The sequence below is a fragment of the Tenacibaculum sp. SSH1-16 genome (assembly GCF_040104435.1).
GTDB classification, from domain to species: domain Bacteria; phylum Bacteroidota; class Bacteroidia; order Flavobacteriales; family Flavobacteriaceae; genus Polaribacter; species Polaribacter mesophilus.
The window spans coordinates 14,819-33,113 of sequence record NZ_JBECOV010000001.1; the positions used below are offsets into that span (position 1 = coordinate 14,819).

Annotated in this window: 21 protein-coding genes; 15 read left to right on the plus strand and 6 right to left on the minus strand. The window is 29.3% G+C overall.

Features of this window, described 5'->3' with window-relative positions; translation table 11 throughout:
- Positions 1–31: 31 nt before the first annotated feature.
- Positions 32–1,111, minus strand: a complete 1,080-nt coding sequence (locus tag ABMY20_RS00095) for a DNA replication/repair protein RecF (RefSeq protein ID WP_047790449.1) — start codon at positions 1,109–1,111, stop codon at positions 32–34.
- A 113-nt stretch (positions 1,112–1,224) separates the two neighbouring features.
- Here ABMY20_RS00095 and ABMY20_RS00100 point away from each other — a divergent pair, with 113 nt between their 5' ends.
- The 12 genes from ABMY20_RS00100 to ABMY20_RS00155 all read left to right on the plus strand — a co-directional run bounded on the left by ABMY20_RS00100 (position 1,225) and on the right by ABMY20_RS00155 (position 12,707).
- Positions 1,225–2,007, plus strand: a complete 783-nt coding sequence (locus ABMY20_RS00100; RefSeq protein ID WP_073184850.1) for a tetratricopeptide repeat protein — start codon at positions 1,225–1,227, stop codon at positions 2,005–2,007.
- Positions 2,007–2,513: a 6,7-dimethyl-8-ribityllumazine synthase gene (gene ribH / locus ABMY20_RS00105; RefSeq protein ID WP_047790451.1), complete on the plus strand. Its 507-nt coding sequence runs from the start codon at positions 2,007–2,009 to the stop codon at positions 2,511–2,513. The genes ABMY20_RS00100 and ribH overlap by 1 nt, the downstream gene beginning before the upstream one ends.
- A gap of 177 nt (positions 2,514–2,690) precedes the next feature.
- Positions 2,691–2,972, plus strand: coding sequence for a riboflavin synthase subunit beta (locus ABMY20_RS00110; RefSeq protein WP_047790452.1), 282 nt, complete (start codon positions 2,691–2,693; stop codon positions 2,970–2,972).
- Positions 2,973–4,826 carry a DNA mismatch repair endonuclease MutL gene (gene mutL / locus ABMY20_RS00115; protein ID WP_173360435.1) on the plus strand — a complete coding sequence of 618 codons (1,854 nt, stop codon included), beginning with the start codon at positions 2,973–2,975 and terminating at the stop codon, positions 4,824–4,826.
- Between the two features lie 8 nt (positions 4,827–4,834).
- Positions 4,835–5,560: a rhomboid family intramembrane serine protease gene (locus ABMY20_RS00120; protein WP_047790454.1), complete on the plus strand. Its 726-nt coding sequence runs from the start codon at positions 4,835–4,837 to the stop codon at positions 5,558–5,560.
- Positions 5,561–5,601: 41 nt separating this feature from the next.
- Complete coding sequence (locus ABMY20_RS00125; RefSeq protein WP_253680614.1) at positions 5,602–6,462, plus strand: rhomboid family intramembrane serine protease; 861 nt, start codon at positions 5,602–5,604, stop codon at positions 6,460–6,462.
- Complete coding sequence (locus ABMY20_RS00130; protein ID WP_073184842.1) at positions 6,463–7,476, plus strand: endonuclease/exonuclease/phosphatase family protein; 1,014 nt, start codon at positions 6,463–6,465, stop codon at positions 7,474–7,476.
- Between the two features lie 55 nt (positions 7,477–7,531).
- Positions 7,532–8,677, plus strand: a complete 1,146-nt coding sequence (locus tag ABMY20_RS00135) for a geranylgeranyl reductase family protein (RefSeq protein ID WP_159494571.1) — start codon at positions 7,532–7,534, stop codon at positions 8,675–8,677.
- Positions 8,678–8,888: 211 nt separating this feature from the next.
- Positions 8,889–9,911 (plus strand): AraC family transcriptional regulator, encoded by a 1,023-nt coding sequence (locus tag ABMY20_RS00140; RefSeq protein WP_349264320.1) that lies wholly within the window; start codon positions 8,889–8,891, stop codon positions 9,909–9,911.
- A gap of 142 nt (positions 9,912–10,053) precedes the next feature.
- Positions 10,054–10,806, plus strand: a complete 753-nt coding sequence (locus tag ABMY20_RS00145; RefSeq protein ID WP_159494572.1) for a hypothetical protein — start codon at positions 10,054–10,056, stop codon at positions 10,804–10,806.
- 157 nt (positions 10,807–10,963) lie between these two features.
- On the plus strand, positions 10,964–11,689 hold the full coding sequence (locus ABMY20_RS00150; RefSeq protein WP_349264321.1) for an aspartyl/asparaginyl beta-hydroxylase domain-containing protein: 726 nt from the start codon (positions 10,964–10,966) through the stop codon (positions 11,687–11,689).
- Positions 11,690–11,711: 22 nt separating this feature from the next.
- Positions 11,712–12,707, plus strand: a complete 996-nt coding sequence (locus tag ABMY20_RS00155) for a hypothetical protein (RefSeq protein ID WP_349264322.1) — start codon at positions 11,712–11,714, stop codon at positions 12,705–12,707.
- Here ABMY20_RS00155 and ABMY20_RS00160 read toward each other — a convergent pair.
- The 5 genes from ABMY20_RS00160 to ABMY20_RS00180 form a co-directional block, all read right to left on the minus strand.
- A complete protein-coding gene (locus ABMY20_RS00160) occupies positions 12,704–13,246 on the minus strand; it encodes a hypothetical protein (protein WP_349264323.1) in 543 nt (180 codons plus the stop codon). The two genes, ABMY20_RS00155 and ABMY20_RS00160, sit on opposite strands and share 4 nt — an antisense overlap.
- Before the next feature lie 166 nt (positions 13,247–13,412).
- Positions 13,413–13,832 (minus strand): hypothetical protein, encoded by a 420-nt coding sequence (locus tag ABMY20_RS00165; RefSeq protein ID WP_047790461.1) that lies wholly within the window; start codon positions 13,830–13,832, stop codon positions 13,413–13,415.
- A 37-nt stretch (positions 13,833–13,869) separates the two neighbouring features.
- Positions 13,870–14,211 (minus strand): zinc-ribbon domain-containing protein, encoded by a 342-nt coding sequence (locus ABMY20_RS00170; RefSeq protein WP_047790462.1) that lies wholly within the window; start codon positions 14,209–14,211, stop codon positions 13,870–13,872.
- Positions 14,212–14,319: 108 nt separating this feature from the next.
- Positions 14,320–14,964 carry a response regulator transcription factor gene (locus ABMY20_RS00175; RefSeq protein ID WP_159494576.1) on the minus strand — a complete coding sequence of 215 codons (645 nt, stop codon included), beginning with the start codon at positions 14,962–14,964 and terminating at the stop codon, positions 14,320–14,322.
- Positions 14,965–14,967: 3 nt separating this feature from the next.
- Positions 14,968–16,848 (minus strand): ATP-binding protein, encoded by a 1,881-nt coding sequence (locus tag ABMY20_RS00180; protein ID WP_349264324.1) that lies wholly within the window; start codon positions 16,846–16,848, stop codon positions 14,968–14,970.
- 201 nt (positions 16,849–17,049) lie between these two features.
- On the opposite strand from ABMY20_RS00180, the gene ABMY20_RS00185 reads away from it, so the two are divergent.
- The 3 genes from ABMY20_RS00185 to ABMY20_RS00195 all read left to right on the plus strand — a co-directional run bounded on the left by ABMY20_RS00185 (position 17,050) and on the right by ABMY20_RS00195 (position 18,217).
- Positions 17,050–17,283, plus strand: a complete 234-nt coding sequence (locus ABMY20_RS00185) for a thioredoxin family protein (protein ID WP_167714128.1) — start codon at positions 17,050–17,052, stop codon at positions 17,281–17,283.
- Positions 17,284–17,351: 68 nt separating this feature from the next.
- On the plus strand, positions 17,352–17,615 hold the full coding sequence (locus ABMY20_RS00190; RefSeq protein ID WP_349264325.1) for a DUF2024 family protein: 264 nt from the start codon (positions 17,352–17,354) through the stop codon (positions 17,613–17,615).
- On the plus strand, positions 17,615–18,217 hold the full coding sequence (locus ABMY20_RS00195) for a MarR family winged helix-turn-helix transcriptional regulator (protein ID WP_349264326.1): 603 nt from the start codon (positions 17,615–17,617) through the stop codon (positions 18,215–18,217). The genes ABMY20_RS00190 and ABMY20_RS00195 overlap by 1 nt, the downstream gene beginning before the upstream one ends.
- Positions 18,218–18,295: the final 78 nt, after the last annotated feature.

The following is an 18,295-nucleotide window of genomic DNA, read 5'->3' on the forward strand; positions in this document are numbered from 1 at the left end:
TGCTTTTTGCCTTGTTTTCTTGCAACTAAGATTATAATTTAAAAATCTGATACTCTTGATTACTCTTTTTTATCACTTCCTCTGTTCTATCGGCATGTGTATCTGTAATAAAAATTTGTCCAAATTCATCACTATTTACTAAATCAACAATTTGAGCAACACGGTTTTCATCTAACTTATCAAAAATATCATCCAATAACAAAATAGGAGTTACGTTAGATTGCTTTTTAATAAACTCAAACTGTGCCAACTTTAATGCTATTAAATACGATTTTTGTTGTCCTTGTGAACCAAACTTTTTAATAGGATGTTCCTCTATTTCAAAATTTAAATCATCCTTATGAATTCCAACAGATGTATACTGCAGCATCTTATCTTTCTCTAAGTTTTGTTGCAACAAAACTTCTAAAGACACCTCGTGCAACTGACTTTTATAACGTAAATTTACCTCTTCGTTTGCTCCAGAAATAATTTTATGCTTATCGTTAAAAATAGGCACAAACTCTTCTAAAAAAGCTTTTCTTTTGTTATAAATAACCGTTCCATACTCAATTAACTGCTCATCGTATACTTTTAAATTTAACGCATCAAATGTTCTATTGGCAGCAAAATACTTCAACAATGCATTTCGCTGACTCACCGTTTTAGTGTACGAAATTAACGTTTGCAAGTACTTTTTATCTTGTTGAGAAATTACTCCGTCAATAAATTTACGACGAGTTTCGCTTCCTTCAACAATTAAATCCCTATCCGCAGGAGAAATAATCACCAACGGTAGCTGCCCTATATGTTCAGAAAATTTTTCGTAGGCTTTTCCATTGCGTTTCAATACTTTTTTCTGACCTCTTTTTAAGGAACAGATAATTTTTTCTTGTCGGTCGTTTAACAAATAATCTCCTTCAACCATAAAAAAATCTTGACCGTGTCGGATATTCTGTCCTGCAATCGAATTAAAGTAACTTTTAGCAAATGACAAGTAATAAATTGCGTCTAACACATTGGTTTTTCCAATACCGTTATTTCCTACAAAACAGTTAATTTTCTTTTGAAAATCAAAAGTTTGAGATTCAATATTCTTAAAGTTTACCAAAGAAAGTTTTTGTAAATACATGAATGAGCCCTGTTACTAAAAGAAAGCGCAAATTATCGAAAATTTACGAAAAAACGACTTTTAAAATCCAATTAAAAAAACTATTTTTGTCGCCACTAATTTTTTAAGCAATTATGGCTACATACAAGAAAAGAGGTTATAAACCTAAGAAAGAAAAGGTTACACAAGAAGTAGAAGAAACATTTGATGAATCTCAAAGTACTACAGCTGAAGTATTTAATACTTTAGATGATACGGCGAACAAATCAGAAGAATGGATTGAAAAAAATAGCAAGCCATTATTTTACGGATTGGTAGCTGTTGCAGCTTTAATTTTAGTGTACTTAGCTTATAACAAGTTTATTGCTGAGCCAACACAACAAGAAGCTTCAAACGAATTAGCATATCCTCGTACTTTCTTTGAAAAAGCAAATACCTCTGCTGGTGCTATTGCTGATTCATTATACACTTTAGGTTTAGAGGGTGGTGATGGAAAATATGGTTTTATTGATATTGCTGATCAATTTAGTGGCACAAAAGCAGGAAACTTAGCAAACTATTATGCAGGTATTTCTTACCTAAAAATAAAAAAATACGAAGAAGCTATAGAGTATTTAAGCAGCTTTAGTTCAGATGATGAGCTATTAGGGCCTACTGCTTTAGGAGCTATTGGTGATGCTTTTGCTGATATCAATCAGCCAGAAGATGCTTTAGACTATTATCAACAGGCAGCTAATAAAAAAGATAATCAATTTACTACGCCTTTATTTTTATTCAAAGCAGCTCAAATTGCAATGGATTTAAAAGAATACAGTAAAGCTGAAAAATTATACACAACCATTAAAGAAAAATACGCTGATTCTGATCAAGGAAGAGATATTGAAAAGTATATCAACAGTGCAAAATACGCTCAATAATGGCAACAACAAATTTATCTTATTACGATAAAGCAACAATCCCAAATGCGAAGTCTTTTCGATTTGGGATTGTTGTTTCAGAATGGAATCCTGAAATCACTAAAAACCTTCATAAAGGTGCTATTGAAACTTTATTAGATTGTGGAGCTACAGAGGAAAATATTGTTTCTTGGGATGTTCCTGGTAGTTTTGAATTAGTGTACGGATGTAAAAAAATGATCGAAACACAAAAATTAGATGCTATTATCGCCATTGGAAATGTTATCCAAGGTGAAACCAAGCATTTCGATTTTGTATGTGAAGGAGTTACTCAAGGAATTGTAGATTTAAACATTAAGTACGATGTTCCTGTAATTTTCTGTGTATTGACCGATAACACCAAACAACAATCTATTGATCGTTCAGGCGGTAAACTAGGTAACAAAGGAATTGAATGTGCAGTAGCTGCAGTTAAAATGGCAGCAATTAAAAATCAAGAACGTCCATCAAAATCATTAGGTTTTTAATTAATTCTGTTATAGTTAAATATTATTAAAAAGCGTTTAGATTTTGGAATCTAAACGCTTTTTAACTTTAATTTATACACATTTTTTGACCACCTCTCTATAATTCAGTAACTTTGGAATTCGTCTTATTTGGTGTGATTTTTGTTCCACTTAAGCTATTAAAGAAGCAACAATTTTATGGGATTTATCAAAAGAGAAAATAAAAAGTTCGATTACAAACCTCGTTATTATCAAGGAGAAGGAAATCCTTATAAGATAAAACAAAAGTTTGATGAATACAGAACTACTGTTGGAAAAAGAAAAAGTTTAAAGGGAAAGTTTAATGCTGCTTTTGACGAATTTAAAGAGTCTGGTTACAAACTGAATAAAACTATAGTTATTATAGCGTTAGTTTTAACGCTTATTTTCTTGTTTATTATCGACTTTGATCTTACAATCTTTTTCCCAAAAAATAATTAAATGTCAGATATTATACAGTTACTACCTGATCATGTTGCAAACCAAATTGCTGCTGGAGAAGTTGTGCAACGCCCTGCTTCTGTAGTAAAAGAATTGATTGAAAACTCTATTGATGCTGGTGCTACTTCTATCACCTTATTGTTAAAAGATGCTGGAAAAACTTTAATTCAAGTAATTGATGATGGTAAGGGAATGAGTGCTACGGATGCTCGTTTAAGTTTTGAACGTCATGCCACTTCAAAAATTAAAGATGCACAAGATTTATTCAACCTAAATACTAAAGGTTTTCGTGGAGAAGCTTTAGCTTCTATTGCTGCCATTGCGCATGTTGAGTTAAAAACGAAACAAGAAGATGACGAGTTAGGAACGCAAATAAAAATTGAAGGTAGTGAGATAACTTCTCAAGAAGTGGTTTCAACTGCAAAAGGAACTAGTATTGCTGTTAAAAATTTATTTTTTAATATTCCTGCACGTCGTAACTTTTTAAAGTCTGACACTGTTGAAACGCGTCATATTGTTGATGAATTTCAACGTGTAGCCTTAGCGCATCCTACTATTTCTTTTTTATTACATCATAACAACAACGAGGTTTATCATTTAAAAAAGAGCAACTTACGTAAACGTATTGTAGCTATTTTTGGAACTAAAATGAACGAAAAATTAGTTCCTATTAATGAGCAAACAGATATTATAACTGTTAACGGTTTTGTTGCTAAACCTGAATTCGCAAAGAAAAAACGTGGTGAACAATTCTTTTTTGTGAATGACCGTTTTATAAAAAGCTCGTACTTAAATCATGCTGTAGTAAATGCTTTTGAAGGTTTATTAGAAAGTGGTTCGCATCCTTCTTATTTCTTGTATTTAGAGGTGCCTCCTAATACAATTGATATTAACATTCACCCAACAAAGACGGAAATTAAGTTTGATAACGAAAAAGCATTATACGCTATTTTACGTGCTACTGTAAAACATAGTTTGGGGCAATATAATGTAGCTCCTGTATTGGATTTTGACAGAGATGCTACTTTAGATACTCCTTACGATTATAGCAAAAAGAGTAACTCATCTGTTCCTCCAATAACTGTTGATCCTACATTTAATCCTTTTAAAACGGAAACTAATTACAAAGAGTCTTCTAATACAAGTAGCTCACCTAAAAGTAGTACAACACACAGTTATCAATCTAACTTTAAAAAAGATACTGGAAGTTGGGAAGCTTTATATACAAATACTGAAACCATTGAGCCTATTCAGCAAGAACAACTTTTTGAATCTGAGCAAGAAACTGAAACTGGAAAAACCTTCCAAATTCAAAAAAAATACTTATTGAGTTCTATAAAATCAGGCGTGGTATTAATTCATCAATCTTTAGCACACCAACGTGTTTTGTATGAAGAATTTTTAGAGAACATTACTGTTAAAGAAGCAAGTAGTCAACAATTGCTGTTTCCTGTAAATATTTCTTTTTCTTCATCTGATATAGAAATGATATACAGTATAAAATCTGATTTAGAGAGTGCTGGTTTTATGTTTGACGAGTTCACCAAAGAAAGTGTAGTAATTGCAGGAATTCCTACTTCAATAAGTGAAAGTCAAATCACCCTTATTTTAGAACAGTTATTAGATGATATTAAACTCGAAGTACCTGATAGTAGTTTTAGTCACTTTGACGTGATGGCAAAATCATTTGCTAAATCATTAGCTATAAAAACAGGAACTTCTTTAAGTGCAAAAGAGCAAGAAAACTTAGTAAACAACTTGTTCTCTTGCAAAGAACCTAACATTTCACCCTTTGGCAAACCTACATTTAAAACATTAGCTTTAAATGAAATTGATGCCATTTTTAATAAATAAAAAGTAATATGCCTAGATTAACACAAGCCATAAAGCATTTAATAATCATTAACGTGATTATGTATTTTGCTCCGCAGTTATTAAACATGGATTTAACTAATCTATTTGCTTTACATTATCCCAAAAACGAACATTTTGGGGTTTGGCAATATGTTACACACATATTTATGCATGGCGGACCAGCACATTTACTTTTTAACATGTATGGTTTATGGGCATTTGGTACCCCACTTGAACAAATGTGGGGACGAAATAAATTTTTATTCTTCTATTTTTCTGCAGGAATTGGTGCAGGTTTAATTTACACTTTCGTGAATTACTATCAATTCAATGGAATATACGAACAGCTAATTGGTATGGGAGTTTCTCCTGCTGAAATTCAAAATATTTTAAGTTCAGGTCAATATAACGATAGCTTAATAACTTTGTCTAATAAAACTATGAGTGAGTTTTATAGTTTATACCACACGCCTGCCGTTGGTGCTTCTGGTGCTATTTATGGAATTTTAGTTGCATTTGGGTTAACTTATCCTGACGCTAAACTAGCATTGATTTTCTTCCCTGTTCCTATTGCTGCCAAATACTTTATTCCTTTAATTATTTTAAGTGATTTATTCTTTGGTATGACTAGTTATTCAATTGGTAACATTGCGCATTTTGCGCATATTGGTGGTGCTATTATCGGTTTTATCATTGCTTGGTACTGGAAAAAAAATCAATTTAAATTTCGTTAATTTAGTATCTTAACTTGTCTTTATTCAAGAAGTCATAAAATATGAATATACTCGAAAACTTAAAATATAGATTCAAACATGCTGGAATTGTTGAACAATTAATTTACGTAAACTTAGCTGTTTTCTTACTTGTTTTTGTGACCAATACTTTTGGGTTTCTTTTTCAATCAAAAACAAACTTTTTAGTAGAATGGCTTGCGTTACCTGCTAACTTTGATGACTTTATTGTTAAACCTTGGACTATTATTACCTATGGTTTTTTACACACTAGTTTTTTACATATTCTACTAAACTTAATTGCCTTATTTTATATCGGACATTTATTTCAACAATACTTTACCCCTAAACAATTACTCAGTTTTTATTTACTAGGAACACTTTTTGGAGGTATTATTTTTGTTGCGAGTTATAATTTTTTTCCTGCCTTACAAAATGTTGCTCATAATAGTGTTTTGTTAGGTGCTTCAGCTGGTATTTCTGCTATTTTTATTGGTATTGCTACTTACATGCCTAATTATGAATTAAAGTTCCCGTTAATTGGTTTTGTAAAACTATGGGTATTAGCTTGTATTTGGATTGCTATTGATATTATTCAAATTCCTGCTGGTAATGCTGGTGGGCATTTAGCACATTTAGGTGGTGCCTTACTAGGCTTTTTCTATGTTCGTAGTGCTAGTAATAAGGAGTTGGACATTTTTAAATCGGTAAACAAACTTTTTTCTAAAAAAGAAAGAAAACTCAAAACAGTTTATAAATCTGGTAATAAAACACCAAAACCTAACGTTGATAAGACTAGAAACCAAGAAGAAGTTGACGCTATTTTAGATAAAATTAGTAAATCTGGATACGATACTTTAAGTAAAAGTGAAAAAGAGTTTTTATTTAAACAAGGAAAAAATTAGATGAAAAAGTTTTCGATAGCTCATAAGTTTATATTCTTTATCAATTCAGTTTTTGCAGCTGTTTTATTGCTATCATATGCACTTCCGTACGTATCTCCACAAACAATTCCTTTCCTTTCTGTTTTTGGGTTGTTTGTTCCGTTTTTAGTTATCGTAAACATTGCTTTTTTTGTGTATTGGCTTATTAAAATGCATAAGAATGCTTTTTTATCATTACTTGTTTTAGCCATAGGATGGTTTGTCTCTACTCCTTTAGTTAAATTTTCTAATAAGGAAGTAATTTTAAATGATGATTTAAAAATAATGAGCTATAATGTCCATTTGTTTAATCATTATAAACATGAAGAAGATGTAACTACTGAACAAAAGATTTATGAGTTCATCAATAATGAAAATCCAGACGTTATTGCTGTACAGGAATTTTACAATTCTAAAATGTTAGATATTAAACTTCCTTATAAATACATCAAAACGAAAACGAAAACGAATAAATTTGGATTAGCTATTTATTCCAAACACCCAATTATAAACTCTGGTTCTCTTGATTTTAAACAAAGTGCTAACAACACCATTTTTGCCGATATTCTTGTAAAAGATGACACCGTTCGTGTTTATAATGTGCATTTAGAATCATTAAAACTAAATCCGAAAAAAGAAAATTTTGGAGAAAAAAGTTCTGAGCGTTTATTTAAACGTTTAGAAAATGGTTTTGTAAAACAAGTAAGTCAGGTTGAATTAATTCAACAGCATGAGTATTCATGGAAAGGTAAAAAAATTGTTTGTGGCGACTTTAATAACACCGCTTATTCTTGGGCTTATAAACAATTGGCTTCTGATAAAAAAGATGCTTTTATTGAATGTGGAATTGGTTTAGGCAAGTCTTTTAGGTACATTTATCCTATGCGAATCGATTTTATTTTAACAGATAAAAAAGCTACTGTGAATCAATTTAAAACCTACGGAGACATAAAACTATCTGACCACTACCCTGTTATGACTCGTTTACATTGGTAAATTAATTTTTAATTCGGTATAAAAGTGTATTTTTAACCGAACTAAAAATAATACTATGAAACAGCATTACCATGTTGCTATTATTGGCAGCGGACCATCAGGAGCTTCAACAGCTTTTTACTTAGCTCAAAAAGGAATTTCAACAGTTATTATTGAAAAAGAAACTTTACCACGCTATAAAACATGCGGTGGAGGTTTTGTTTTTAGAGGTCGCAAAAACTTACCTTTTGATATTAAAGAGGTCGTTGAAAAAGAGTTTCATACTGTTGATATTTATTTGGGAGAGAAACTTCACTTTAAAACGCATAGAGAAGAACCAACTATTTCTATGATTATGCGTGATTCTTTTGACAATCTTATCACGCAAAAAGCAAAGGAGTTTGGTGCTACTTTACTAGAAAACCATAAGCTAAAAGGACTAACTTTTTCTGATGATATTATTACTCTTGAAACTTCTCAAGGTAATTTTACTGCTAATTTTGTTATCGCTGCCGATGGTGCTTTGAGTCCTACAGCTAAAATGGCTGGGTGGAAAGAAGATACTCGTAAATTAATTCCTGCTTTAGAATATGAAGTAGAAGTTTCTGACGAAGACTTTAAACGTTTATCAAAAGAAGTTCGTTTTGATATTGATGCTATTCCTTACGGTTATGCTTGGAACTTCCCAAAGAAAAAGCATTTATCTATTGGGGTTGCCTCTGCTAGAAGAACTAAAATTAACTTGAAAGAATATTATCAAGAATACTTAAAAACATTAGGAATTACAAATATTGTTAGCGAATCACAACATGGTTTTCAAATTCCTGTTGCTCCTCGTACAGATGGTTTTGTTAAAAATAATGTGTTTTTAATTGGTGACGCTGCTGGTTTTGCTGATCCTATTACTGCTGAAGGAATTTCTAATGCTATTTACAGTGGTAAATTGGCTGCTGAAGCTATTATTGAGAGTGAAAAAGAGCCTGAATTAGCTACTAAATTATATTTAGAAAAAATATCAGAAAGCCTACTTCCTGAAATAAAAACTGGTTTATGGCTTTCAAAATGGTTTTACGAGCAAAAGAATATCCGAAATATTGTATTAAAAAAATATGGTCAGCAGTTTAGTGAAGCGATGGCCGATGTTTTTCACGGGGATAGAAGTTATCCTAAAGATATTAAAAAAACAATTACGAATCGAATTAAAGATTTAGTTTCATATTAACAAAGAGATTGCTTATAGCTACTATCATTTTTGATTAGCAATACAGTTTTAAAATTTAAATACTATTATTTACACTTCTTATTTGTAAAGAAGAATATCTAATTTTGTGTTTAATTAGAACAGTATTATGAATCTAGATAGTTACTTAATTCCTATAATTTATTTACTCGGCCTTATTCAAGGAATTATATTTAGTATACTTTTAATTTACTTGGATAAAAAAAATAATCGCCCTACATTACTTTTAGGGTTATTTATTTTTGCTTACTCCATAAATTACCTCAAACCAATAGCTAAACTTTTAGATTTAGATAAAAATTACTCTTTTTTAAATAATCTTCCTGTTGATTTTACTTGGCTACTATTCCCTCTTTTTTATGTTTATATAAGAAATATTTCTATACTACCTAAATCTAATAAAGTCTATTTTTATTTATTACCAGGTTTGTTAATGTTAATTATAGATATATTGGTTTATCTTAATTTATCATCAGGGTTAGAACAGTTAAAACTTTCAAAAGAATTTCGTTTTGTAAATCATATAGGTGGGCATTTATATGATATTTTTATATACTACAAAACTTATACTTTTATAAAAAAACATACCGAAGAAACTAACAATCAATACACTTCTACTACAGGTAAAGAGCTACAATGGGCTAAAACATTTATGTCAATTGGTCTCTTTTTTACGCTCACACTTCATTTTTTACCTGAAATAACAAATAAAACTCTCAATTTATTTATTATTTTAATTGATGTTGGGCTTTTATACTGGATTAGTATTTATGGGCTACAACAACAAACAATTAAAAACTTGACTCAACAAAAAGACTCTAAGATTGAAAAGAAGAACAATTTTAATAGCGAGAATAAAATAAGTAAAGTTGATACAGATTTATTTAACCATATTCAACAAACTATAATTTTACATAAAAAATATAAAGATCCAGATTTAACCATTGCTGATGTAGCTAATATTACAAATCAACACCCTAAAAGAATTTCTTTTGTTATTAATGAAATTTCAAATAAAAACTTTAAAACTTTTATAAATGGTTTTAGAGTTAATGAAGCTATAGAAATTTTAAAAAGTAATAATTCAAAAAATTATAGTATTGAAGGTATTAGTTTAGAGGTTGGTTTTAAAAGTAAAAGTGCTTTTTATAGTGCCTTCAAGAAAGAAACTGGTACTACTCCTACTAATTATAAAAATAGCTTTTTTAATATTTAACCTATAAAAACCTGTTTCTTTCATTTAAAAAAGAGTTAATTAAAGTTCTATTTTCTGATTTTCGAACTCATTATATCTTTATCTTTCATATTTAAATGATTTAAAATATTGAGTTTTGCAAAAAATTAAAAATTAAAACTACATGAAAATTAAACATTTTTTAAAACCTCTATTTTTTTTATTTATCTCTATTATACTTACTAACTGCTCTAGTGAAGAAAACGAAATAGAAATAATACCAACTAGTTTCAATACTAGTAATGATTTTAATTATTTTATTAACCACAATAATACTCTTAAAATATATTTAAAAGGCACTTTTAAAGATGGTAATGATTTAGCTGATGTAACTGATAGAGGATTTGTATATGGAAAATCATCAAACCCTATTCCTAATGGCAACAATACTGTGGTTGCCGCAGGTCCTGCTGACAATATTACAGGTATAGTCGACAATTTACAAAAGGAAACAACTTATTATATTAGAGGTTATTTTAAACTAAGTGATAACACATATTTCTATGGAAATGAAATTAAAATAAACACTAGTATAGACGCTAGTGAAAGTAGGTCTATTAACATGATAATCAAACCGAAACTATTCTTTAAAAATTCAGAAGGTATTACCCCAGAATTAGAAGTAATTTCTATAGAAAAAGAATCTCCTAAAGAAATTGGTTTTGAATATAGTGTAAATGAAGATTTTTCTAACAGCTCTATAGCCTTAGATACTGATGTATCTGGTAATATTTTTAAAAATATTTATACTGAATTTATTGAAGAATTAACACCTGAAACCACTTATTACTTTAGACCTTATGCTAAATACAATGATGGTAGTGTTACAAATGGAGGAACTAGTGTTGCTTCTTTTAAAACAAATAAAGCATTTTAATTAAAAAATATTTTCTGACTAGTGCTAAATAATTATTACAGTTATTTAGTACTGGTCGTTATTTTTTCATTTATGCCTAAAAAATAAACACCTATTCTAAAAACGATTTAATCTACAATTTTTCTAGTAACTTGCTGTAGAACAATTACACATATAAGTGAAAGAAATTAAAACTACTACATCTTTAAAACTTCCTTTTCTGTTTGATACAGATAGACTATTACATGATTATTCTTTAGTTGTAAATCAACATTGGATTCCTCATTTCAACACATCTGGATATCAAGGTGAGTGGAAAGCAATCTCTTTGTATTCTAGTAATGGTGATGCTTCTAATATTTTTGCTTTTCAAAATGATAATAGTACTATTAAGGAAACTCCGATAATGAATGATTGCAATTATTTTAGAGAGGTTATCAACTCTTTTCAATGTCCTATTTCATCTGCTCGCTTATTACGTTTGAATGTTGGTGCAGAAATTAAACCTCATCGTGACTACAAACTAGGCTATGAAGATGGCAACTTTCGCTTACATATTCCAATTATTACGAATAATAAAGTTGAATTTATTTTAGATGATGAACAATTGAAAATGTTACCTGGTGAGTGTTGGTATACGAATGTAAATTATATACATTCAGTTACTAATAAAGGAAATGAAGACCGTATTCATTTAGTTATCGATGCTGAAAGGAACGAATGGTCTGATACTTTATTTTTTTCTCTTGCTCCAAAAGAAAGTTTTCAACCTAAACAAGAAGAAATTGATTCACCAGAAACAATACACCTTATCCTAAACGAGCTAAAACGTAGCAATGAACCTGCTTCGAAAAAACTTATTAATGAAATGGAACAGAAGTTATCAAAGCTTACATCAAAATAAACAACTCTTATAATAGCTTGTAATGAATTTAAAAAAAGAGTTACTACATATTACTTCTAAATTCTTTGATGAAACATCTAATTATTCTTCTTCTTTAAAAGATTATAAACAATTACTCTTTAGAATTTCAAATGAAGCTATAAATCATGAAGAGCATCGAAATAATGTTCAACTTGAAAATGGTGTAGCAATAGGTACTTTATGGGCAGCTAATTGCCTTGATGATTTAGAAAGAACTCTAAAATTTATCAAAGGAATTGATATTGCTATTCAAGAGAAGATCTATCAAAAAGACTCATTACATATACTTTATGCTGGTACTGGTCCTTTTGCTTCGCTTATACTTCCTTTTATATTAAAGTATGCTGATTTGAATATAACATACTCACTTTTAGAGATAAACCCTCTGAGTTTTGAAACTTTAAAAAGTACAATTAAAAAACTAGATTTAGAAAACCATAATATCAACTTTATAAATCAAGACGCTACAAAATATAAATTCCCTAAAAACTTTTCTCCAGATATTATTTTAAGTGAGACGATGCAACGTGCGTTGGATAGTGAGCAACAAGTTTCTGTTTTTTATAATTTAATGAAGCAGTCTAATTCAAATACTGTTTTTGTTCCTGAGAAAATTACATTAGCTATTGGTACTAGCTCATACAAAAACGATGAACCTAACATTCAACAAAAATATTATCGTGAACATCATAAGGTTTTTGAAGTTAGTAAAAAAGCACTGAATTCGAGTGAGTGGTTGTTTGAAAAAAATTCAAACAATTTAAATTTTATTGAAAAACGTACAGTTTTAAGAGAGAAAGAACTTTCTACAGCTAGTGAAATTGTGGTGATGACAGAAATTACAATTTATAAAAATGAGAAGCTTATGATAAATGAAAGTGGCTTAACTGTTCCTAAGTACATTCAGGATGTTTCCAACAACGAAAAAGGATTCTTAACTATCAAGTCTAGATATATAATTGGCTCTAATCCTAAACTTGAGTTAAAAATTATTTAAACAAACTTTAAGTTTACTCCTTTTTTCTCAGCATATTTTTTTGCTGCTTCTTCTAGCTCCAAGTTTTTTTCTTTAAACTCTTCAAAACTTCTTACTTTAAACTCTTTTATTAACTGATTAATTTCTTGTTGAGTTTTTCCTTCATCGTACATATATGCTATTTCTGCATAGTCTTTTTTATAAAAGTCTATACAAAACTCAAACAATTCAATTGAAGCATTTATTAAATCTTTTGAATCTTCGTTTACTTCTAACTTCTGAATGTCTATTAAACTTCTTTCAAGGTTTGGTATTGTTACTTTGTGAAGATATTGAGAGTATGTTGCGGAATATTCTTCTCCATCATTATCATAATACTTTAAATATTCATTTTTTTGTAATTCTTTAAGTTGTTTAAAATATCCTATGCCATAGTTAACAGTTAATAAATTGGCTTTGAGTACTGTTTTTTCAACTACCTTTTGCGGAGTTTCTTTCTCACACCCTGTTAATAAGATACATACTACAATAATTCCTAGAATATTTTTTATACTTTTCATTTCAACTACCTTTTATTGTTCTAAAAAATAATTTCAGTTTTATACAAAAACATTGCAAACAAGGCTTTTTTTTTGATTTTTTGATAGAAACCCCACACCCCTACCTTATTTAAGCCTTCGTTTACAATGTTATATTTTATGTTTTCTCTTTCTTTATTTTGTTAGTTTATATGAAAATGAATGAAGCTACAATCATCCATATTCCAACAACGATTCCTAATAATCCTAATTTTCCTTGTTTCGGTGCAATCTTCCCTCTCAATATTTCTGCTTTTTCTCTAGCTTCTGGATTTTTTGATAGTAATAATTTGTTTATCATTCCGTATCCTAACATAAAACCTAACCCTGCTTCTACAATGCTTCCTGCTAAAAAGGTTCCCCACCATATTGGTGCTGTAGTTAACCAACCTAAGTTTAAAATAGCTGAAATAATTCCCCAAATTCCCCAAATACAGAAAATAAGACCAATCCATCCTTGGTAAGGCTCTATTTTTTCTAATAATTCTTTAGCATTAGGCTTTTTTGATAAAATTAAAGATGGTACCGCTACAATACTTAAAAATACTAATGAGATTCCGTAAATCATGTTTGATTAAAATTTAAATGGTTTATATTGATTTTTATTATTTATGTATTAAAAGTGCTGAAGAAAATATAAACAGCATTAAAAAAGTTACGATGATAAGCCCCGAAAACATCCACCAAGGAGTTTTACTTGTTTGCTTATATTCTTTCGCCTTTCGTTGTAAGTCTGGTGGCATTTGGCTTTTGCTCATTTCCAGTTTACAATGACCACAAATACTATATGTTTTTTTGTATAAAGGAATAACAGGAATCCAAAATACATGTACATACAATCTATTTACTTGAATAAATAAACGTTCTGGTGTATTGCAATAACTACAACTATGATTGTTTACTGGCTGTATACTTATTTTGGCTTCTCGCCATCCAAAAATGACCATAACTTTATTACTTAATAATTATGGTACAAAGATGCGTTGGATGTGATTCTTAAAATAGACTGAAACTAGTGAAAGTTACTACCCTGTTTTCAGGGGGTGGTAAAATTACTACTCTACTAAGCCCAGTTTTATTGCGTATTTTGTTAATCCTGCAAGGTTTTTTACGTTAAGCTTAGATATTAAGTTTTTTCTATAACTCTCAATAGTATGCTTGCTTAAAAAGAGTTTATCTGCAATTTCTTGTGTAGTATATTCTTCTGCAATTAATTTAAGTACATCTTTCTCTCTAGCTGTTAACATTATTGACGTTTCCTTTTTTTTATTAAAAACATTTTCCATGTAAGCTTCTCGCACAGATTGTGAAAAATATTTTTCTCCATTAAGAATAGTTTGTACTGCTTTTAGTAGTTCAGATTGAGTTGCATTTTTAGATAAATATCCGTCTACATTATTTTTAATTAATGTATCTATCATTCCAGCATCTGTATGCATGCTAACAATTAATGTTTTAATATCTGAACGTTCTTTTTTAATATAATCGTTTAACGTAATACCATCTATATCTGGCATAGAAATATCACTAATAACAATATCTATATGTTGATTCGGATTTGTTTTTATGTACTTTATTACATTTTCACCATTATTTGCTGTAAGCAAGATATTGTACACATCTTCATTTTTAAAAATATTTACCAACCCATCTAAAAACATTTTATGGTCGTCAACTAAAATAATATTGTAAGTCATCATATATTAATTTAAAGGTACATTAATATCTATCACTGTTCCTCTACTTGGAAAAGAGTTAATTAAAATATTTCCCTTAACTGTTTTTAATCTGTCTTTTAAATTTTGAAACCCTAATCCATATTTTACTTTTTCTTGATCAAATCCAACACCATCATCTTCAAAAAGTAGTTGTATCGTGTTATTAAACAGAGAAAGCTGAATATCTATTTGTGTTGCCTTCGCATGTTTTAATGCATTGGTTAATAATTCTTGAATTATTTTATAAAGCTCTACTTTTAAATTCTCATTTATTTTATCTACCTCTTCCGTTGGATGGATTTGTAACGTTATTTGTTCTTTAGATAGCGCTTTTACATTATTTATATATTCTGTTATTATTGTTGTAAAAGCAGAATCTTTAAACTTTTTAGGCATTAAATTATGAGATAACTCTCTTACCTGATTATAGGTTTCATCTACTTGTTTAATTATGCTTTCTTCCTCTAATTTACTCTTGTTTGATAGTTGTAACTTTATGGTTGCTAAATTTCCTCCAATACTATCGTGTAGCTCTCTGGCAATACGTTTTCTTTCATTATTCTGCCCTTCTAATGATGCTTTTACTAACTTTAATTCTTGGTCTTTAAGTAACGTAGTTATTTTTTGTTGGTTTACTTCTTCTAAAGTCTTATTAAGTTTACTTTGTGTTTGAAGCTTTTGATAGTACACATATAATAAAGCAAGTACAGGTATTAATACTATAAGAAAGGCTATTAGTATGTATGCTTTCATTGTTTTTTGTCGCTCAATCTCTTGCTTTTGCTCCAGTGTTTTATACTGTACTTCAAGCTCATTTACTTGCTGTTTATTTTGACTTACTAAAATTTCATTATTAACACGATTTAATTGCGTCATTAAAGCATGTGCATTTTTATAATCTCCTGTTGAAGCATAGGCGTTTTGAAGTCCTAAAATAGCTCTTCTTTCTATCTCTAAATTTGCCCATTGTATGGAGTTTATATATACTGTAGAAAGTATTTTTTTAGCATTTTCATAGTCTTTTTCTTTTAAATAAAGAATACCTAATGTATTTCCTGTCTTGGCATACAATGTAAAAAAACCTTTAGATAACGACTCATTAAAAACATAATAACAAACATCTAGAGCTTCAGTTATTTTACCTTCTTCTTTCAATACTTTTCCTAGCCACAAATCAGTTTCTAAAGCTTCTTTCACAAACCCCTCGGCCACGTAGTGTAATCTAGCTTTATTATAATTTTCTCTTGCTTTATCATACTCTCTTTGAGTATAATAAATAAACCCTAGTTCATAAAAAGCATCGTGTTTTAATTTTTCGTTTGGAGCATTTTCAATGCATTCTTCTATAATTGCCTTTCCTTCCTCTTCTTTTCCTCTAACATACTTTACAGCTCCTAATCCTATTCTATTTTTAACAAATAATTCATCATCCGGTTTATTATTTGAGTGCTCTATTCCTTTAAAATACCATTTCAAAGCTTCATCAAAAAGTCCCTTTTCTAACTTTCCTTCAGCCACTATACTAGAAACCTTTGATAAATGATTTTCTTTATCTATCAATTTATTCTTAGTTGTTTCCGTGTACAGTTTATTTCCATAGTATATAATGGAATCTAAATTTCCTTTTTCTCGATGAAACTCTATAAGATCAAATGTCGCATCATATTTAGCTTTGAAGTCTTTTGCCTTATTTATTTTTGAAAAAAGAGAATCATTAGGTATTGTGGGGTTTACACCAAAAGCCTTAAATCCTTGTACTCCCACCGACTGCGACATTCCTTCTAAAGCAAAAAACAAAAGAACTGTGATTATAACTTGTTTTGCAAATAACAACCTCATTTCTTTTTTTAAGTAACCTGTTCTCATCTCAATTATTAAATCTTTTCTATAAACAATAAGAACCGCTAAAATTACATAACATTTTTATTTCTTAATTAACTATTAACAACTTTATTATATACTCTTCATTTCCAAAACAGAAGCAGTTTTTATAAAAAAAACAAAAATTATTTTTTACAGTTAGGAAACCTAACTATATTTGTATCAAAATTTAAAATCAATATAATTATGAGTAAATCTATTTTTTATCACGCAGGTTGCCCTGTTTGTGTAAGCGCAGAACAAGACATTATTAACTTAATTGGTTCTGATAATGTTGAAGTAGTTCATTTTGGAGAAGACAAAAGTCGAATTTTAGAAGCAGAAAATGCTGGTGTAAAATCTGTCCCTGCTTTGGTAACTCCTACTGGTAATGTTCTCCATATTAATTTTGGAGCATCAATGGAAGAAGTAAAAGGATAATTTTTTTGCTCTATAAAGTTAGTATTCCTAATTTTGTAGAGCTTTTAATATTATAAATATATAATAAAATGAAAGCAGCTGTTTGGGATACCTACGTAACTAAAAAAGATAATACAATAATGCATTTTGATATTATTGTGCCTTCTAGCAATAAAGACACTAACATAATTTTCAACTATGGTAAGGAATATTTAAAAACTAAAGGATTAGAAAACCTTGAAATATCTTCAAAAGAATGTGTATTTTGCCATATTGAAATACTCAAACCCGAATGGGAAGATGCTATACATAAAATAGGGTATTTTATATACGAAATGGAAAACTGTAATTAATGAAATCTCCTTTTGACTTAAACCAGCAAAACACTAAAATTGAAAGTAAAATAGTTGTAGCTTTAGAACGAATTTCTGAAGCTTTTAGAGTACTTCTTTGGAGCGAAAGCAAGGAGAATTCTTTAAGCCCTATCCAAATTCAAATCCTAATTTTTTTACTATTTCATTCTGAAGAAAAATGTAAAGTGAGTTATTTAGCTGAAGAGTTTAACATGACTAAAGCTACTGTTAGTGATAGTATTAGGGTTTTATTAAAAAAAGAATTAGTTCAAAAGTTTCATAACCCTAACGATACTAGAAGTTATATTATTGGTCTAACTCAGCAAGGAAAACAAATAGCTGAGAAATCAGCTAACTTTACTTTCAATATTGAGAAACCTTTGAGTTCATTACCTGAAGATCAAAAAAAAGACATACTAACAGGACTCTTAAAAGTAATATATCAATTAAACAAAGCAGGAGTTATAACTATTCAAAGAATGTGCTATACTTGCTCTTATTACCAACATGAAAACAATGAACATTTTTGTAACCTTTTACAATCTAAACTAGCTTCTAAAGAGTTAAGAATTGATTGCCCTGAACACGAATTTAAGAGTTAATAATTTAAAGCATCAACTTTATTTTTTTGGGTATACTAAAAAATTAATTTTATTACATACAACCTTTTATTTTTGACA

Excerpts from the sequence above, each read along its gene's own strand:
- ABMY20_RS00095 (WP_047790449.1), bottom strand. The coding sequence starts at position 1,111 with ATGTATTTACAAAAACTTTCTTTGGTAAACTTTAAGAATATTGAATCT.
- ABMY20_RS00100 (WP_073184850.1), top strand. The coding sequence starts at position 1,225 with ATGGCTACATACAAGAAAAGAGGTTATAAACCTAAGAAAGAAAAGGTT.
- ribH (WP_047790451.1), top strand. The coding sequence starts at position 2,007 with ATGGCAACAACAAATTTATCTTATTACGATAAAGCAACAATCCCAAAT.
- ABMY20_RS00110 (WP_047790452.1), top strand. The coding sequence starts at position 2,691 with ATGGGATTTATCAAAAGAGAAAATAAAAAGTTCGATTACAAACCTCGT.
- mutL (WP_173360435.1), top strand. The coding sequence starts at position 2,973 with ATGTCAGATATTATACAGTTACTACCTGATCATGTTGCAAACCAAATT.
- ABMY20_RS00120 (WP_047790454.1), top strand. The coding sequence starts at position 4,835 with ATGCCTAGATTAACACAAGCCATAAAGCATTTAATAATCATTAACGTG.
- ABMY20_RS00125 (WP_253680614.1), top strand. The coding sequence starts at position 5,602 with ATGAATATACTCGAAAACTTAAAATATAGATTCAAACATGCTGGAATT.
- ABMY20_RS00130 (WP_073184842.1), top strand. The coding sequence starts at position 6,463 with ATGAAAAAGTTTTCGATAGCTCATAAGTTTATATTCTTTATCAATTCA.
- ABMY20_RS00135 (WP_159494571.1), top strand. The coding sequence starts at position 7,532 with ATGAAACAGCATTACCATGTTGCTATTATTGGCAGCGGACCATCAGGA.
- ABMY20_RS00145 (WP_159494572.1), top strand. The coding sequence starts at position 10,054 with ATGAAAATTAAACATTTTTTAAAACCTCTATTTTTTTTATTTATCTCT.
- ABMY20_RS00155 (WP_349264322.1), top strand. The coding sequence starts at position 11,712 with ATGAATTTAAAAAAAGAGTTACTACATATTACTTCTAAATTCTTTGAT.
- ABMY20_RS00160 (WP_349264323.1), bottom strand. The coding sequence starts at position 13,246 with ATGAAAAGTATAAAAAATATTCTAGGAATTATTGTAGTATGTATCTTA.
- ABMY20_RS00165 (WP_047790461.1), bottom strand. The coding sequence starts at position 13,832 with ATGATTTACGGAATCTCATTAGTATTTTTAAGTATTGTAGCGGTACCA.
- ABMY20_RS00170 (WP_047790462.1), bottom strand. The coding sequence starts at position 14,211 with ATGGTCATTTTTGGATGGCGAGAAGCCAAAATAAGTATACAGCCAGTA.
- ABMY20_RS00175 (WP_159494576.1), bottom strand. The coding sequence starts at position 14,964 with ATGATGACTTACAATATTATTTTAGTTGACGACCATAAAATGTTTTTA.
- ABMY20_RS00180 (WP_349264324.1), bottom strand. The coding sequence starts at position 16,848 with ATGAGAACAGGTTACTTAAAAAAAGAAATGAGGTTGTTATTTGCAAAA.
- ABMY20_RS00185 (WP_167714128.1), top strand. The coding sequence starts at position 17,050 with ATGAGTAAATCTATTTTTTATCACGCAGGTTGCCCTGTTTGTGTAAGC.
- ABMY20_RS00190 (WP_349264325.1), top strand. The coding sequence starts at position 17,352 with ATGAAAGCAGCTGTTTGGGATACCTACGTAACTAAAAAAGATAATACA.
- ABMY20_RS00195 (WP_349264326.1), top strand. The coding sequence starts at position 17,615 with ATGAAATCTCCTTTTGACTTAAACCAGCAAAACACTAAAATTGAAAGT.